19 protein-coding genes are annotated in these 16,218 nt (G+C 43.3%); 17 read left to right on the top strand and 2 right to left on the bottom strand.

The window, feature by feature from the left end:
• Window positions 1–75 precede the first annotated feature (75 nt).
• From NYE23_RS24720 to ftsZ, 14 genes are all read left to right on the top strand, one after another.
• Window positions 76–315, top strand: a complete 240-nt coding sequence (locus NYE23_RS24720; RefSeq protein ID WP_076257111.1) for a hypothetical protein — start codon at window positions 76–78, stop codon at window positions 313–315.
• 171 nt (window positions 316–486) lie between these two features.
• A complete protein-coding gene (locus NYE23_RS24715; RefSeq protein WP_341082112.1) occupies window positions 487–1,776 on the top strand; it encodes a serine hydrolase in 1,290 nt (429 codons plus the stop codon).
• A gap of 77 nt (window positions 1,777–1,853) precedes the next feature.
• The gene (locus tag NYE23_RS24710; protein ID WP_341082111.1) at window positions 1,854–4,118 is read left to right on the top strand and encodes a S8 family serine peptidase; all 2,265 of its coding nucleotides are present in this window, start codon (window positions 1,854–1,856) and stop codon (window positions 4,116–4,118) included.
• Between the two features lie 299 nt (window positions 4,119–4,417).
• Window positions 4,418–4,639 (top strand): AtpZ/AtpI family protein, encoded by a 222-nt coding sequence (locus tag NYE23_RS24705; protein ID WP_048007940.1) that lies wholly within the window; start codon window positions 4,418–4,420, stop codon window positions 4,637–4,639.
• 5 nt (window positions 4,640–4,644) lie between these two features.
• Entirely contained in the window at window positions 4,645–5,019 is a 375-nt protein-coding gene (locus tag NYE23_RS24700) for an ATP synthase subunit I (RefSeq protein ID WP_222499247.1), read from the top strand.
• Window positions 5,020–5,040: 21 nt separating this feature from the next.
• Window positions 5,041–5,754, top strand: coding sequence for a F0F1 ATP synthase subunit A (gene atpB, locus NYE23_RS24695; RefSeq protein WP_048007942.1), 714 nt, complete (start codon window positions 5,041–5,043; stop codon window positions 5,752–5,754).
• Window positions 5,755–5,829: 75 nt separating this feature from the next.
• Window positions 5,830–6,042, top strand: a complete 213-nt coding sequence (atpE, locus tag NYE23_RS24690; RefSeq protein ID WP_009332220.1) for a F0F1 ATP synthase subunit C — start codon at window positions 5,830–5,832, stop codon at window positions 6,040–6,042.
• A 149-nt stretch (window positions 6,043–6,191) separates the two neighbouring features.
• Window positions 6,192–6,713 carry a F0F1 ATP synthase subunit B gene (locus tag NYE23_RS24685; RefSeq protein WP_159863239.1) on the top strand — a complete coding sequence of 174 codons (522 nt, stop codon included), beginning with the start codon at window positions 6,192–6,194 and terminating at the stop codon, window positions 6,711–6,713.
• A complete protein-coding gene (locus NYE23_RS24680) occupies window positions 6,710–7,246 on the top strand; it encodes a F0F1 ATP synthase subunit delta (RefSeq protein WP_341082107.1) in 537 nt (178 codons plus the stop codon). The genes NYE23_RS24685 and NYE23_RS24680 overlap by 4 nt, the downstream gene beginning before the upstream one ends.
• Before the next feature lie 24 nt (window positions 7,247–7,270).
• Window positions 7,271–8,779, top strand: coding sequence for a F0F1 ATP synthase subunit alpha (atpA, locus tag NYE23_RS24675; protein WP_035327926.1), 1,509 nt, complete (start codon window positions 7,271–7,273; stop codon window positions 8,777–8,779).
• Window positions 8,780–8,871: 92 nt separating this feature from the next.
• Window positions 8,872–9,729: a F0F1 ATP synthase subunit gamma gene (locus NYE23_RS24670; protein WP_341082106.1), complete on the top strand. Its 858-nt coding sequence runs from the start codon at window positions 8,872–8,874 to the stop codon at window positions 9,727–9,729.
• A 170-nt stretch (window positions 9,730–9,899) separates the two neighbouring features.
• Window positions 9,900–11,321 (top strand): F0F1 ATP synthase subunit beta, encoded by a 1,422-nt coding sequence (atpD, locus tag NYE23_RS24665; protein ID WP_048007945.1) that lies wholly within the window; start codon window positions 9,900–9,902, stop codon window positions 11,319–11,321.
• Window positions 11,322–11,343: 22 nt separating this feature from the next.
• Entirely contained in the window at window positions 11,344–11,751 is a 408-nt protein-coding gene (locus NYE23_RS24660; RefSeq protein WP_035327916.1) for a F0F1 ATP synthase subunit epsilon, read from the top strand.
• A gap of 212 nt (window positions 11,752–11,963) precedes the next feature.
• Entirely contained in the window at window positions 11,964–13,130 is a 1,167-nt protein-coding gene (gene ftsZ / locus NYE23_RS24655) for a cell division protein FtsZ (RefSeq protein WP_341082104.1), read from the top strand.
• 135 nt (window positions 13,131–13,265) lie between these two features.
• Here the strand turns inward: ftsZ and NYE23_RS24650 are convergent, their stop codons facing one another.
• A complete protein-coding gene (locus NYE23_RS24650; RefSeq protein ID WP_341082101.1) occupies window positions 13,266–13,454 on the bottom strand; it encodes a hypothetical protein in 189 nt (62 codons plus the stop codon).
• Between the two features lie 223 nt (window positions 13,455–13,677).
• On the opposite strand from NYE23_RS24650, the gene NYE23_RS24645 reads away from it, so the two are divergent.
• Window positions 13,678–13,905, top strand: coding sequence for a hypothetical protein (locus tag NYE23_RS24645; protein ID WP_341082099.1), 228 nt, complete (start codon window positions 13,678–13,680; stop codon window positions 13,903–13,905).
• Window positions 13,906–13,964: 59 nt separating this feature from the next.
• On the opposite strand, the gene NYE23_RS24640 is transcribed toward NYE23_RS24645, so the two are convergent.
• Complete coding sequence (locus NYE23_RS24640) at window positions 13,965–14,687, bottom strand: LysM peptidoglycan-binding and 3D domain-containing protein (RefSeq protein WP_341082097.1); 723 nt, start codon at window positions 14,685–14,687, stop codon at window positions 13,965–13,967.
• Window positions 14,688–15,217: 530 nt separating this feature from the next.
• On the opposite strand from NYE23_RS24640, the gene NYE23_RS24635 reads away from it, so the two are divergent.
• Together NYE23_RS24635 and NYE23_RS24630 are read left to right on the top strand one after the other, a co-directional pair.
• The gene (locus NYE23_RS24635) at window positions 15,218–15,592 is read left to right on the top strand and encodes an NADH-quinone oxidoreductase subunit A (protein WP_035327896.1); all 375 of its coding nucleotides are present in this window, start codon (window positions 15,218–15,220) and stop codon (window positions 15,590–15,592) included.
• Entirely contained in the window at window positions 15,583–16,095 is a 513-nt protein-coding gene (locus tag NYE23_RS24630) for a NuoB/complex I 20 kDa subunit family protein (protein ID WP_035327895.1), read from the top strand. The genes NYE23_RS24635 and NYE23_RS24630 overlap by 10 nt, the downstream gene beginning before the upstream one ends.
• Window positions 16,096–16,218: the final 123 nt, after the last annotated feature.

Below are 16,218 nucleotides of genomic sequence, written 5' to 3'. Positions count from 1 at the left end.
TTGTAAGATTAACGTTTAGACTGCTGTCTGCGGGGTATTGGCATAATGATTTTATATACCCAGGAGGTCGAATAAATGAGAGCATTAGCCGTTTTAGAAGGAGCATTGATTGTCTGGATCATCATGCTGGTAGGTTCATTAATGGGAACCTTCATGTCTGAAGGTTTTATCGCCCTGGTATTTAAGCTGGCAGAAGGAAAAGGAATCCTGCTTACAGTATTACTGATAGCCGCGACCATTGCGGATATGTGGAGAGATAAAAAGCGGGACCATTTAATTCAAAAAGGAAAACTGGAACCAAATCAGCTGTTTTAATACATAAAGGGAGAAAGCCATCATTCATTTGATGGCTTTTTTTCTGCCGTATAATCTAAAAGTACTATTTTCTGAAAATACCAAAAACTATATTGATAATCAATTGAAAGATAGATAGTATGAATTATACAGAATATTGTATATTGGTTAACCTATAAAGGAGATGATGTTTTGAAAAGATTAAGGTTATTGTTAATCGTACTCACATTAGTCTTAAGTTCTGCAGCTTTTTCTGGAAATATGGTGAATGCCAAAGAATGGTCCGGGGAGAAATTAAGTCAAGCCCATCCGAAAAAGGCAGGCTTTGATCCGGAGAAATTGAAGGGTATTGATAAAGCCATTACGGAGGCTATTGCGGATGGTGTTACACCGGGTGCAGTAGTTCTTGTGGCCAAGGATGGAAAGATTGTCAAACAGGAAGCGTACGGATATGCACAAAAGTATGATATGGGGGAATTGCTCGAGAACCCCAGAAAAATGAAAAAGAAAACAATGTTCGACCTTGCTTCCGTTACGAAGGTAATGGGAACAACTCAGGGCATTATGAAACTTGTTAGTGACGGGAAACTCTCAGTCAATGACAGGATATCTGATTTTATTCCTGAGTTTGCCCAGCATGGAAAAGAAGATATTACAGTAGCTGACCTGCTGACACACACCTCTGGTTTAACTCCTTGGAAGCCGACATACCTTTACGCTGATAATTCGGAAGAGGTCCTGAATTATATAAACAAGCTGCCCCTTGAATATCCAATTGGCACTGACAGAAGATATAGCGATTTTAGCTTTATGATGCTGGGTTTTTTGATTGAAGAGATTAGTGGACAGAAATTGGATAAATACTTAGAAGAAAATATTTATAAACCTTTAAAAATGCATGATACGATGTTTACCCCACCGGACCATTTCAAGAAAAAAATTGCGGCTACCTCATGGGGAAATCCTTATGAGTATAAAATGATTGATGACCCTAATTTCGGGTACTATGTTGAAGAAAGCCCGGACATGTTCAAATACTGGAGAAATTACACCTTAGTTGGAGAAGTTAATGATGGAAATAGCTTCTATGGCAATAAAGGTGTTGCAGGCCATGCCGGTTTATTTTCAACAGCAAGGGACCTTGCCGTATTGGGCCAGACAATGTTAAATGGGGGAACATATGGGAAAAGCAAAATGTATGATAAAGAAGTGATTGATATGTTTACCTCTCCTCAGCGCTTTGGCCAAGGTTATGGCTGGGAGCTGGGTAAAAGCTGGTATATGGGAGAACACTATTCTGACAAAGCCTTTGGCCATACAGGTTTTACCGGAACACAGGTTATTATCGATCCAGAGGAAAACCTTCAGATTATCCTGCTGACGAACAAACAAAACAACGGCCCTTTACCAAGCGGTTCATACCGGAGCACAGGCGCTCTATCTAAAGAAGTAGCTAATATTGTTTATGAATCCTTGAATTAGCCGTAATTTTATATGGATTTACGCATACAAGACATCTATTCAGCCCACCCTAAAACAAAAAGAGGGTGGGTTTTCTAATGAAAAAATTCCTACTGGTCATAACAGTCATATCCTTGTTTTGGAGTCAAACGCCTGTTTCAGCCCGAACACTTTCACACCCTCCTATACCGGAAGAATCATCGGATATTGAAAAAGTGGCAATCGTTGTATTAAGTGATGCAAAGAAGGAACAGGAAATAAAAAAAATGATAGAACAAAATCCTGATCTGCGAATCAGGCATACATTCAATCAGGCCTTAAACGGCTTTTCGGTTAAAGGAAAGCCATCTGCATTGCAAAGCCTGCAAAAGCTGGAGTCAGTCTCTTCTGTTTCACCGGTTAATACCTATCATGTACATTCCAATGACAATATCAAGCTGATTGGCGGCCTGAATGCCCGAGGCTATTATGATGAAAATAATCAGCGCCTCACAGGTAAGGGTGTAAAAGTAGGCGTGATCGACACCGGCATCGATTATAATCATCCCGACTTACGAAGAAGCTATGGCGGCGGTCGCGATCTGGTGGATAATGATAGAGATCCGATGGAAACGAAGGCTGCAGGGGGACAAGGCACACTGCATGGCACTCACGTCGCAGGCATCATAGCGGCAAATGGCAGGATCCAGGGGGTCGCACCGGAATCAACCATCATCGCTTACAGGGCTCTCGGACCAGGCGGAAGCGGAACAACAGAACAGGTGATTGCGGCCATCGAACAGGCCATAAAGGATAAAGTGGATGTATTAAACCTTTCATTAGGAAATAACGTAAACGGCCCTGACCTTCCGATAAGCATGGCCCTGAATAAAGCGGTTGAAAAAGGAATAACCGCTGTCACTTCATCAGGCAATTCAGGACCGAATATATGGACGGTCGGTTCTCCGGGAACAGCGTCGAAGGCTATTTCTGTTGGAGCCTCTACACCAACGATAAAGGTGCCATTTTTGAGTATAAACGGTCGCGAAATCCGCCTTGATTTGCTGCAGGGTTCAAAGGAATGGGAATTTGACCGCTCCTATGAAATGATCGATGGAGGACTCGCGCATCCGGATGAATTGAAGAATGCGGAAGGAAAAATAGTACTAATAGAAAGAGGGGAACTGACGTTTACAGATAAAGCGGTCCATGCGATGGAAGCAGGAGCAGAGGGAATCATTATCTATAACAATACAAAAGGCAGGTTCTTTGGCAATCTGGACAGCGAGGTTCCCATTCCGGCAGCGGCACTTTCAAAGGAAGAGGGAGAGAAGCTCAAGAAGCTCATGAAGGAAGGGCGGCTCCTTGCCCGGACTAATATAATAGAAGAAAGGGACATATTGGCTGACTTCAGTTCCCGCGGACCTGTTACATCCACATGGGAAATTAAACCTGATGTTGTGGCACCGGGAGTCGCCATAAACAGCACCATTCCCGGCGGATACCTCCCGCTTCAGGGAACAAGCATGGCCGCTCCGCATGTAGCAGGTGCCTGTGCTATCCTCAAACAGGCTCATCCTGAATGGGGACCGGAACAGATCAAGGCGGCACTCATGAATACCGCTAAACTTATTAGGAACGCGGAAGGACAAACATATAGAACGTATGAGCAGGGGGCCGGCAGAATCCAGCTTGATCAGGCGCTGAAAGCAGAAACGCTTGTCTTCCCGGCTTCCATGCAATTCGGGAAATTTCAAATCGCGGACAGGCTGCATGACCACAGCAGTTTTATAACGGTTGAAAATATAAGTGAAAAAACGCAGTCTTATTCTTTTTCTGTACCCTATAAGGAGCAGGGCATCAATTGGGAAATGCCTATGACGTTTCAATTGAACCCGGGCGAAAAGAAAAAGGCTGAAATTAAAATGTCTGCTGATCCGACCCTTTTAAAGAAAAAGATCCATGACGGGTACCTTCTATTGAAAACAGGAGCAGAGAGTATCCATATTCCATACCTGTATGTGCTTGAAGAGCCGGATTACCCAAGGGTGATGGGATTCGGAATCGGCAAAGGAGATAAGCCTGGCACCTATCGTTATGAAGTGTATTTGCCTGGCGGGGCGGAGGAATTCGGAATTGCGATGTTTGATTCGGAAAGTCTCCGGTTCATGGGATTTCTGGATTGGAAAAGAAATGCCGGCAAGGGGCAGCTGCTGCAGGAAATCCCTGCTGACAAACTGCCTGGGCCGGGGCTGTACCTGGCGAAAGTGTTTGCCAAAAAGGCAGGCAGGGAAGACTGGATCGAAACGTATCTATTTGTGAGGCCGGATGGCCAGCTGGGGGACCCGGAGCCTTCAGCAGAATCAGAAGAGGGTACTAAGTAAGTGAAAATAAAGCGTTTTCAGGAGCGATGCAGAATCTCGCTCCTTTTTCAATAGAAATCCGAAAATTAATTGTGATAAATATGTGAACATACCATATTTTTACCTTTTTGTTTGTGAACTTTTTCACTCCAAACGCATTGACATTGACAAAGCCCTATTGTATGCTTACAAAGGGTAAAAGATGATAGGGTTTTCAAAATATTTTTGCAGACATATTTCCCACTTCTGCATGATGTTTATATGATTATTTACGGCCTCAAAACCCTCTTACCATTCTCTTTAAGGGAGGATGCGTTTTTATGCGTCAAAAAGACCGCAACCCATTTAAGGCGATGGCCTTAATGTCCGCCATTCTTTCCCAGTTAGTAGGTTCCACGCTCATTGGCATTTTCGCTGGAAGATGGCTTGACAGCAAGGCAGGAACTGAGCCTTTATTCCTTTTAATCGGCTTGTTCATTGGACTGGGCGCCGGGATTTACGCCATGCTTCGCCTAATCCAACATTTTTTCACAGGGGAATGAACAACATGCCGGAAATCAAAGCAACTTTTCAGAGACAGCGAAAATACATATTTCTTTTGTTGTCTGTATATGTTCTCGGCTGGGGTTTTACACCTTATCAATCTATTTTTCTTGGCTTGATCTTTGGTACGAGCTTAAGTCTGTTCAATTTGTGGCTGATTTCCCGAAAGGCGCTTCAATTTGGAGAGGCTGTCGAGAGAGGCGAGAAGGTGCGTTCACTTGGAACGGTATCCAGGATGGCTACAGCGGTATTTGCTGTCATGATCGCTCTGGAATATCCTGAGAAGCTGCATCTGATCAGTGTGGTATTTGGATTAATGACATCCTATATTGTCATTATGATAGATTATTTTCTTCAATCTTTTCATTTACGTAAATAGCGGGAAGAGAGGTGAACACTATTGCATCATGAAGCTCCTATAGTGGACTTTTTAGGATTGAATTTTAACTTATCAAACGTACTGATGATCACAGTGGCAAGTGCTATTGTCTTCATTATTGCTTTGCTTTCAACCCGTCGCTTGGCCATGAAACCAACGGGGATGCAGAACTTCTTCGAATGGGTAATGGATTTTGTTAAGAATATCATTAACAGTACGATGGACTGGAAGACAGGCGGAAGATTCCATATCCTTGGATTAACTCTGATCATGTATATTTTTGTTTCAAACATGCTCGGACTTCCGTTCGCGATCACTTATGATCACACTTTATGGTGGAAATCGCCAACAGCCGATCCTGTTATCACCTTAACATTAGCGGCAATGGTAGTCGGGCTTTCGCATTACTATGGCGTAAAGCTTAAAGGAGTAGGAGAATACGGCCGGGATTTTATCAGGCCAATGCCTTTCTTGTTCCCATTGAAAATTATTGAAGAGTTTGCAAACACTCTGACATTAGGACTTCGTCTTTACGGTAACATCTATGCGGGTGAAATCCTGCTGACGTTGCTTGTCGGAGGACTCGCACATGCCGGTATAGGCGGAATGCTTGCCGCAGTTATACCAACACTTGTATGGCAGGGATTCTCAATCTTTGTCGGATCTATCCAGGCATTCATTTTCTGTATGTTAACAATGGTTTATATGGCACACAAAGTGAGCCAGGACCATTAATATATACCTGTTCATTTTATGGACAAAACATTTTAAACAAATAAATTTTCATACAATTTAAGGAGGAACTCAATAATGGGTCTTTTAGCAGCAGCAATTGCAATCGGTTTAGCAGCACTAGGTGCCGGTATCGGTAACGGTCTTATCGTATCAAAAACAGTTGAAGGTATGGCTCGCCAGCCAGAAGCTCGCGGTATGCTTCAAACTACAATGTTCATCGGGGTTGCACTAGTTGAGGCCGTTCCGATCATTGGCGTTGTTATCGCGTTCATGGTTATCGGCGGTTAATTAATACTGTACCAATCGTTCAAAAATGGCGAAGATCATTCCATGAACCTTCGCCATTCCTTTATGTTTTTTTACCGTAAACTAATTCGGAATCATGCATATGACTCCGTTTCATAAGTGGAACAACTCTTGAAGGGAGTGAATCGAGGGTGTTAACAAACAGTCTAGTATTAGGCGCTGCAGGCGGCGGTTTTAACGGCGGGGACATTTTGTACCAGCTGGTCATGTTCATTATCTTGTTGGCATTGCTGAAAAAATTCGCGTGGGGTCCGTTAATGGGCATTATGCAGCAGCGTGAAGAGCACATTGCCAGTGAAATTCAAGCGGCTGAAGAAAGCCGTACAGAAGCAAAGAAACTTTTAGAAGAGCAAAGAAATCTTTTAAAAGAAGCACGTACTGAAGCACAGGGTCTTATCGAAAATGCGAAGAAACAAGGCGATGTTCAGCGTGAGGAGATCGTTGCGGCTGCCCGCACTGAGTCTGAGCGCATTAAGGAATCAGCCAAGCTTGAAATCGAGCAGCAGAAAGAACAGGCGGTTGCCGCTATCCGCGAGCAGGTCGCTTCATTGTCTGTCCTAATTGCTTCCAAGGTTATCGAGAAGGAACTAAGTGCAGCTGATCAGGAAAAGCTGATCAATGAATACATTCAAGAGGCAGGAGAAAAGCGATGACGGGCTCCACAGTAGCAAAGCGCTACGCGTTGGCTCTTTTCCAGCTTGCGAATGAACACCAGCTTCTTGACCAAATGGAAGAAGAGCTTCGTGCAGTGAAAGAAGTAGTAAACCATAACTCAGATTTAAAGTCTGTTTTGAAATCTCCAAAGCTTTCAATTGAGAAGAAAAAAGAGATTTTAAAAGAAGCATTTGCATCTGTGAACACGTTTGTATTAAACACGTTAATGATATTAATTGAACGCCACCGTGAAGATCATATCTCTGATGTGGCAGATCATTTTATAAGCCTGGCGAATGACAAAAAAGGGATTGCGGATGCAAAAGTATACACTGTCCGTCCGCTATCTGAAGCAGAGAAGCAAGCATTATCTGTGTCATTTGCAGCTAAGGTTGGGAAAAAATCACTTCGTATTGACAATATAGTTGATACTAACTTGCTCGGCGGCATCAAGCTTCGAATCGGAAACCGGATTTTCGACGGCAGCTTGCGCGGGAAGCTAGAGCGTCTTGAACGTCAATTGTTAGGCTAAGATTCGTAGATAGGGGTGAAACTCATGAGCATCAATGCTGAAGAAATCAGTGCGCTGATAAAAAAGCAAATCGAAAACTATCAGTCGGAAATTCAAGTGAGTGATGTAGGTACGGTTATCTCTGTTGGTGACGGTATCGCTCGTGCTCATGGCCTCGACAATGTCATGGCTGGAGAACTTGTTGAATTTTCAAACGGCGTTATGGGTATGGCACAAAACCTTGAAGAAAATAACGTCGGTATTATCATTTTAGGACCATTTACAGAAATCCGTGAAGGCGACGAAGTACGCCGTACGGGCCGCATCATGGAGGTACCGGTTGGTGAAGAACTAATCGGCCGCGTAGTAAACCCTCTTGGACAGCCAGTAGATGGCATGGGGCCAATCAACACAACTAAATCACGTCCGATTGAAAGCCCGGCACCAGGTGTTATGGATCGTAAATCCGTACACGAGCCGCTTCAAACAGGAATCAAGGCGATTGACGCACTTGTGCCAATCGGCCGCGGACAGCGTGAGTTAATCATCGGTGACCGTCAAACAGGTAAAACTTCCGTTGCAATCGATACAATCCTGAACCAAAAAGATCAGGATATGGTATGTATCTATGTGGCAATCGGGCAAAAAGAATCTACAGTCCGTAATGCAGTAGAAACACTTCGTAAGCAAGGTGCGCTTGATTACACAATCGTTGTAACAGCATCTGCATCACAGCCTGCTCCAATGCTATACCTGGCTCCTTACGCTGGGGTAACAATGGGTGAAGAGTTCATGTACAACGGCAAGCACGTTCTTGTTGTGTATGATGACTTAACAAAGCAAGCTTCTGCTTACCGTGAGCTTTCATTGCTATTGCGCCGTCCTCCAGGCCGTGAAGCATATCCAGGGGACGTATTCTACTTGCACAGCCGCTTGCTTGAGCGCGCTGCGAAGCTAAGCGATGCGAAAGGTGCAGGTTCAATCACTGCTCTTCCATTTATCGAAACACAAGCAGGCGATGTTTCTGCTTACATTCCGACAAACGTTATCTCAATCACTGACGGACAAATTTTCCTTCAGTCTGACCTATTCTTCTCCGGTGTACGTCCGGCGATCAACGCAGGTCTTTCTGTATCACGTGTAGGTGGATCTGCACAGATCAAAGCAATGAAAAAGGTTGCAGGTACACTGCGTCTTGACCTTGCTTCATACCGTGAACTTGAATCATTTGCCCAGTTCGGTTCTGACCTTGATAAAGCAACACAGGCTAAACTTAACCGTGGTGCCCGTACAGTAGAGGTTCTAAAGCAGGATCTTAACAAGCCGTTAAAAGTTGAGAAGCAGGTTGCAATCCTTTACGCTCTAACTCGCGGCTTCTTAGATGACATTCCTGTACAGGATATTCGTCGTTTCGAATCTGAATTCCTTTCATGGTTAGACCATAACCGCAAAGATTTGTTAGACCATATCGTGACTACAAAAGAACTTCCTTCTGATGACGATATGGCATCTGCGATTAACGACTTTAAGAAAACTTTCGCAGTATCCGAATAATAGAGCATGCAATTAAGGTTAGGGGTTTAATCCCCTCCCTTTGCTTCTCTTGTTAGGGTCTGACAAACTTTGAAAAAGGGTGGTGAGAACCTGTGGCATCATTACGCGATATAAAAAATCGTATTACTTCTACGAAGAAAACGAGTCAAATTACAAAAGCAATGCAGATGGTATCGGCTGCGAAAATGAATAAGGCGGAAATGAATGCGAGGTCATTCGTGCCTTATATGGAGAAAATCCAGGAAGTTACGGCAAGCATCGCTTTGGGAAGCAAAGATGTCTCACATCCTATGCTGACCAGCCGCCCAGTCAAGAAAACTGGTTACCTCGTAATCACTTCTGACCGCGGACTTGCGGGAGCTTATAACAGTAACGTCTTGCGAAATGTCTACCAGACAATTCAAAAGCGCCATAAATCACCGGATGAGTATGCAATCATTGCAGTCGGACGTGTGGGCCGTGACTTTTTCAGAAAGCGCAATATGAACGTCATTCTGGATATTGTTGCTGTTGCGGACCAGCCTGCATTTGCTGAAATCAAGGATATTGCCAGCAAAACAGTTGGCATGTTCGCTGATGAGACATTTGACGAATTATATATGTACTACAGCCATTATGTCAGCGCGATTCAACAGGATGTAACAGAGAAGAAGCTTCTTCCGCTTACGGATATCTCCAGCTCGACAAAGCTTACATCTTATGAGTTTGAACCTTCCGCTGAAGAAATTTTAAAAGTATTGCTGCCTCAATACGCTGAAAGCTTAATCTACGGAGCGCTTTTAGACAGTAAGGCAAGCGAACATGCTGCAAGGATGACAGCGATGCAGAATGCAACGGATAACGCTAAAGAGCTTATCAACTCGTTAAGCCTAAGCTACAACCGTGCACGTCAGGCAGCCATCACGCAGGAAATTACCGAAATCGTCGGCGGAGCAGCCGCGTTAGAATAATAAAACCTGGATTTATACTCTAATATGAGAGTAGTCCAGCTACAGCGCCTAGCCCCTCGAGTCATAAGCCGATCCCTTCCGGAAGGAAAGAACGCCTTCCTGCAGGGCTCGTCTTATGCTTGTCGGGGCTGACCGAGGCGCTTCCGCATTCTTAATTAGGAGGGAAAAAGATGAACAAAGGACGCGTTCTTCAAGTTATGGGTCCGGTTGTTGACGTAAAGTTCGAAAGCGGCCAGCTTCCTGAGATCTATAATGCATTGACTGTTACAAACCCAGCGCGTAACGAATCTGAAGTTGACATCAACTTAACCCTTGAAGTTGCCCTTCATTTAGGTGATGATACAGTCCGCACCATTGCAATGTCTTCTACTGATGGCTTACAGCGCGGAAGTGAAGTTGTTGATTCGGGTGCTCCTATCTCTGTACCAGTAGGTGATGTAACACTTGGACGTGTATTTAACGTGCTTGGTGAATCAATCGACTTAGATCCAGCAATCGCTGCAGATGCACGTCGTGATTCTATCCACAGAGAGGCTCCTAAGTTTGAGCAGCTTTCTACTGAAGTAGAAATTCTTGAAACTGGAATTAAGGTAGTAGACCTTCTTGCTCCATACATTAAAGGTGGTAAGATCGGTCTGTTCGGTGGTGCCGGTGTAGGTAAAACCGTATTAATCCAGGAATTGATCAATAACATCGCTCAGGAGCACGGCGGTATTTCTGTATTCGCCGGTGTTGGTGAGCGTACGCGTGAAGGTAACGACCTTTATCATGAAATGACGGATTCAGGCGTTATCAAGAAAACAGCGATGGTATTCGGTCAGATGAACGAGCCGCCGGGAGCGCGTATGCGTGTTGCCCTGACTGGTTTGACAATGGCTGAATTCTTCCGTGATGATCAGGGACAGGACGTTCTTTTCTTCATGGATAACATCTTCCGTTTCACACAGGCAGGTTCAGAGGTATCAGCCCTATTAGGCCGTATGCCATCTGCCGTTGGTTACCAGCCGACACTTGCTACTGAAATGGGTAAATTACAGGAACGTATCACATCTACTAACGTAGGTTCTGTTACTTCCATCCAGGCGATTTACGTACCAGCCGATGACTACACGGATCCGGCTCCGGCTACAACTTTCGCCCACTTAGATGCAACAACTAACCTAGAGCGTAAGCTTTCTGAGATGGGTATCTACCCTGCGGTGGACCCATTAGCTTCCACTTCCCGTGCATTATCACCGGAAATCGTTGGCGAAGAGCACTACTCAGTTGCACGCCAGGTACAGCAGACATTACAGCGTTACAGAGAACTTCAGGATATCATTGCGATCCTTGGTATGGATGAGCTTTCTGATGAAGATAAGCTAATCGTAGCACGTGCGCGCCGTATCCAGTTCTTCTTATCTCAAAACTTCCACGTTGCTGAGCAGTTTACTGGCCAGCCAGGTTCATACGTACCTGTTAAAGAAACAGTTAAAGGCTTCAAAGATATTCTTGAAGGCAAGTACGACCACCTGCCAGAAGATGCATTCCGACTTGTCGGCCGAATCGAAGAAGTAATCGAGAGTGCAAAGAAAATGGGCGTAGAGGTCTAATTCTGGACCAGGAGGGTAAAAAATGAAGACGATTAAAGTCAGTGTTGTTACTCCCGATGGCCCGGTGTATGAATCAGATGTGGAAATGGTAAGCACAAAAGCTCAAAGCGGTGAGCTTGGAATTTTACCTGGACACATTCCAATGGTTGCACCGTTACAGATTGGAGCCGTTCGTTTAAAAAACGGCGGAAAAACTGATTTCGTCGCAGTAAGCGGCGGATTCCTTGAAGTCCGTCCGGAGCAGGTAACGATTTTAGCGCAATCTGCTGAGCAGGCAGATGAAATTGATGTAGAGCGTGCCGTTCGTGCCAAGCAGCGTGCTGAACAGCGCCTGAACGAGCAGAAGCGTGAAAACATTGATTTCCGTCGTGCAGAGCTTGCACTTCAGCGTGCGATTAACCGTATCGAAGTTTCGGAAAGAAAGTTCTAATAACAAACAACAACACCTCCTGGCAAAGCTGGGGGGTGTTTTTTTTCAGAAATATTTACCACCCAAATTTTAAGAAAATTTCCCCAAAAAAGAGATAAATCACTCGAATTCTTTTATATAGGCCTTTACAATAGAAGAGAGTAAACCTTTAAAGGTTACTCTCTTTTTTGAAGCTATTATGCAAGTCTATTTGAATAAAAGGAGGAGCCGCAATGCTGGAGTTTGATACAAATATAGACCAATACGCTACGATCAAAGTCATCGGAGTCGGCGGCGGGGGGAATAACGCTGTTAATCGGATGATCGAACATGGAGTTGAGGGAGTAGAGTTTATTGCTGTCAATACAGATGGACAAGCTCTTAATCAATCAAAGGCAGAAGTAACCATGCAAATCGGTGCAGCCTTAACAAGGGGCCTGGGAGCAGGGGCAAATCCTGAAGTGGGGAGAAAAGCAGCTGAGGAAAGTGAAAGCCAGCTTCGTGAAGTGCTGAAGGGTGCCGACATGGTATTCGTTACTGCCGGAATGGGCGGCGGAACCGGAACGGGTGCAGCTCCTGCTATTGCACGTATTGCACGTGAAGTGGGTGCACTGACCATCGGTGTGGTAACCCGTCCTTTCAAATTTGAAGGACGCAAGCGTGCAGCCAATGCTGATGCAGGCATCGAAGCTATGAAAAAAGCTGTTGATACGCTGATTATTATTCCAAATGATCGCTTATTGGAGATTATTGATAAAAAAACACCTATGCTTGAAGCGTTTATGGAAGCGGATAATGTTCTTCGCCAAGGCGTTCAGGGTATTTCTGACCTGATTGCCGTTCCCGGTTTAATCAATCTTGATTTTGCCGATGTTAAAACAGTAATGTCCCATAAAGGAACAGCACTGATGGGGATCGGAATTGCCACCGGAGAGGATCGTGCGGCTGAAGCAGCCCGTAAAGCCATTTCGAGCCCGCTGCTTGAAACATCCATTAACGGAGCCCGCGGCGTCATTATGAATATCACAGGCGGATCAAATATCAGCTTATATGAAGTGCAGGAGGCTGCAGATATTGTTGCTTCTGCTTCAGATGAAGAAGTGAATATGATTTTTGGTTCAGTCATTAATGATTCCTTAAAGGAAGAAATTCTTGTTACGGTTATCGCTACCGGCTTTAATGAACAAGAGGAGTTAAGAGCTAAACCGAGTGCAAGACCATCTGTAGAAAAAGAATATGATCATACATATCAGTATGCAGAAGAACCAAGCCATCGCCGGCCGGTTAGAGAGCCTCGGGAATATAGGGAACCGCTTCAGGATAACTATCGTGTGCAGGCTGACCCGCAGGAAGAGTCACTTGATACACCTGCGTTCCTTAGAAACCGCAGAAGACGCTAATGATAGAAACAGGCTGCCTTTAAGAGGGCAGCCTGTTTTTTAGGGGAGTTTTATTGATGGTTGATATGTTGGTGGTTGAGTGGCTGATGCTGAAACATGAAGAAAGGACAGGCAAATGCCTGTCCTTCATTTATTTTAATACTTTGTCTGGTCATATAGGGTTAACTGATCCAAATTCTTATGCACGGTCATGAGTTTTTTTAGAAGGCTCATGAATTTTTGTTTATCTTCAAAAGGAGTCACATCCAGCTCCCTTTTTAGCTCATTGCTTTTTTTAACGAGCTCATCGAACTTTTGAATTACTGGGCAGTTGTTTTTAGTCATAAGTATTTCTCCTAATCTAAGCTCTTAATATAACTCTATCACAAAAATTAATTTCAAGGGAAACAGCTATATTTCATTTATATTAAAAAGGAATGCCTATTTTGACTAATTTAACTATTTTGTTAAAAGTGTCAGATTTTGTTGAAACCCGGAGAATAGAGTCATATAGTATCAACATGTGCTTAGAAAGACAAGGTTTGAGAAATCCAGGGGGGTGATATCCTTGTCGACTGTATTATTTGGAACGATAGAATATTATGAAAGAGAGTTAATCAGCTATTTTACAAATAATCATATATGCAATAAGGATGATGCCACCATGAAAATATTCATCATGCTTGAAGCTGAGATATTTAACGTATTCTTATTTGACGAAGCGATCCGTATTAAATGTATGCAAAATCTTTTAAAGGCTTTTTGCCGGGTATCTGAAACACACTTGATCGAATAGAAGCCTATAAATATAGAGGAATTGAAATAAGAGGTCTCTGCTGTGAGAGACCTCTTTGTTTAATTTAGGATAGTAACCTTTACATCTTTTCTTCCCCACTGCAGTGCATCTTCTTCTGCAGGAATAAACACATCAATTTCATTTCCATTAATTCCTCCGCCAATATCCTCGGCTGTAGCATATCCATATCCTTCTACAAATACTTTAGAACCCAAAGGAATTACGTCCGGATCAACTGCAATTACTTTTTCCTCCGGGTTATCGATAAGATTGACTCCTGTTTTTGTAATGCCGATACATCCTTCACAGCTTGCTGTATAGGCAGTTGCAGTGACAGTCAGAACTTTGCCTTCTTTTGCTGCAGGCTCATTGGTGTTTGCTGCTTTTACGACGGTCTTAGGATTAGCAGCTTCTTTTTTCATTGATTCATTTTTATAGATGATAAGCTCTAATCCAGGTTTAATAAAATCGGATTTCAGCTGATTCCACTTCTTAAGGTTTTGTACACTTATATTGTATGTTTTGGCAATATTCCAGAGCGTATCACCGGATACTACTATGTATATTTCTTCAGGTGAAACATCAAGTGTATCATTTGGGTGAATCAAATCTCCAGTTAGACCATTCCAGTTTTTAATATCCTGAACGGACACTTCATGTTTTTGTGCTATGGACCATAGGGTATCCCCTTTATTTACAGTTACTTCTTCTGCATATGCGCTTACACCTGCTGTGCTCCAGATGATTAAGCTCGCGAGCAGATAATAAAAATACTTTTTCATTTTAAACCTCCTATAAACTTGGTTGACAATTATTATGCTAGCACAGAAAATTCTGAGTAAAAGAACAGAGAGGTTATAATTAAATTACGTACATTTCAGGAAAATAACGAAGAAATGGCAAAACATCATAATGTTCATATTAGATGGACAAAAAGCATTAGAAATAGTCATATTTGATATATTAAAACCTTAAGATGGTTTATATAGAAATTTTTTCCTTGCAATGGTAAGAAGAAAATTATCCGATAGTGTTACATATCTCACTGACACAGCAGAAAATTTGTTTTTTAATGGTAAATGAATATAAAGAAGAAATTAATGGATATTGACAGGGGGCAAGCTCATATAATCTAAGGAGGATGGGTCAAAAGTGGCTATGTAAATTCTCTTCCGGAGATCCAATTATGCGTTCGTTGAGAATTTCCAATAATAGTCTGAGGTTGTGTCGACACATGGGAGAGTAGGGTGTATAATGGTTACGGTTACATGTTTAAATGTTGTGAAAATTTTCAGCATTGGAGGGGATGGGCATGGAGCTTTGGAATTTATACCAGAATAACTATTTGATAGTTTTCGTGTTTTTGTGCCTGGGCGTTTTGCTGCCTGTGGTGGCTTTGTTTTTGGGAAAGCTTTTGCGGCCCTATAAGCCATATGATACGAAGTATACCACATATGAAAGCGGGATTGAGCCATTCCATGATTCGAGGGTGCAGTTCAATGTCCGCTATTATATTTTTGCCCTGATGTTTGTCATTTTTGATGTGGAAACAGTATTTTTGTATCCTTGGGCAGTGGCATATGAGAAGCTTGGTATTTTTGCATTGATTGAGATGCTGATTTTTGTATTTATGCTAATAATTGGACTTGTTTATGCATGGAAAAAGAAGGTGCTGAAATGGATTTAAAGCTGGATAATATTACACCGGAAGAAATGGAAGAACTGCAGCGTAATGTGTTTATGGCAACTTTGGAACAGATTAAAGCGTGGGCGCGGAGTAATTCATTGTGGCCAATGACCTTCGGGCTTGCTTGCTGTGCCATTGAAATGATGGGTGTAGGTTCATCGCATTACGATTTGGACCGTTTTGGTTCTTTTTTCCGTACATCTCCCCGTCAGTCTGATGTCATGATTGTTTCAGGTACAGTAACAAAGAAAATGGCGCCTATTGTCCGCCGCCTTTATGATCAGATGCCTGAACCAAAATGGGTGATCGCGATGGGTTCTTGTGCAACTGCGGGAGGACCATATGTGAAATCTTACTCTGTTGTTAAAGGGGTCGACCAGATTGTCCCTGTTGATGTATACATACCAGGATGCCCGCCGAACCCGGCAGCATTGATTTATGGAATTAATAAGTTAAAAGAGAAAATCCGTTATGAGGCTAAGACTGGGAAGAAGGTGATCTAACCTATGAGCGGAGAAAAAGATCTTGAACAGCTGAAAAAAGAAGCTGCAGCAAAAGCGAAGGCAGCCGCTCTGGCTAAAATGAAAGCGAAAGAGCAGGGGGAAGCAAAGGAAGAAGCACCTGCG

Source organism: Cytobacillus sp. FSL H8-0458 (assembly GCF_038002165.1).
Classification (GTDB): Bacteria; Bacillota; Bacilli; order Bacillales; family Cytobacillaceae; genus Cytobacillus.
This window is presented reverse-complemented; position numbering and strand designations above follow the sequence as displayed.

What these genes read in the sequence shown, in the direction of transcription:
- NYE23_RS24705 (WP_048007940.1), top strand. Translation starts at nt 4,418, where the DNA reads ATGCGTCAAAAAGACCGCAACCCATTTAAGGCGATGGCCTTAATGTCC.
- NYE23_RS24630 (WP_035327895.1), top strand. Translation starts at nt 15,583, where the DNA reads ATGGATTTAAAGCTGGATAATATTACACCGGAAGAAATGGAAGAACTG.
- atpE (WP_009332220.1), top strand. Translation starts at nt 5,830, where the DNA reads ATGGGTCTTTTAGCAGCAGCAATTGCAATCGGTTTAGCAGCACTAGGT.
- NYE23_RS24660 (WP_035327916.1), top strand. Translation starts at nt 11,344, where the DNA reads ATGAAGACGATTAAAGTCAGTGTTGTTACTCCCGATGGCCCGGTGTAT.
- NYE23_RS24650 (WP_341082101.1), bottom strand. Translation starts at nt 13,454, where the DNA reads ATGACTAAAAACAACTGCCCAGTAATTCAAAAGTTCGATGAGCTCGTT.
- atpA (WP_035327926.1), top strand. Translation starts at nt 7,271, where the DNA reads ATGAGCATCAATGCTGAAGAAATCAGTGCGCTGATAAAAAAGCAAATC.
- NYE23_RS24640 (WP_341082097.1), bottom strand. Translation starts at nt 14,687, where the DNA reads ATGAAAAAGTATTTTTATTATCTGCTCGCGAGCTTAATCATCTGGAGC.
- ftsZ (WP_341082104.1), top strand. Translation starts at nt 11,964, where the DNA reads ATGCTGGAGTTTGATACAAATATAGACCAATACGCTACGATCAAAGTC.
- NYE23_RS24635 (WP_035327896.1), top strand. Translation starts at nt 15,218, where the DNA reads ATGGAGCTTTGGAATTTATACCAGAATAACTATTTGATAGTTTTCGTG.
- NYE23_RS24710 (WP_341082111.1), top strand. Translation starts at nt 1,854, where the DNA reads ATGAAAAAATTCCTACTGGTCATAACAGTCATATCCTTGTTTTGGAGT.
- atpD (WP_048007945.1), top strand. Translation starts at nt 9,900, where the DNA reads ATGAACAAAGGACGCGTTCTTCAAGTTATGGGTCCGGTTGTTGACGTA.
- NYE23_RS24720 (WP_076257111.1), top strand. Translation starts at nt 76, where the DNA reads ATGAGAGCATTAGCCGTTTTAGAAGGAGCATTGATTGTCTGGATCATC.
- NYE23_RS24700 (WP_222499247.1), top strand. Translation starts at nt 4,645, where the DNA reads ATGCCGGAAATCAAAGCAACTTTTCAGAGACAGCGAAAATACATATTT.
- NYE23_RS24680 (WP_341082107.1), top strand. Translation starts at nt 6,710, where the DNA reads ATGACGGGCTCCACAGTAGCAAAGCGCTACGCGTTGGCTCTTTTCCAG.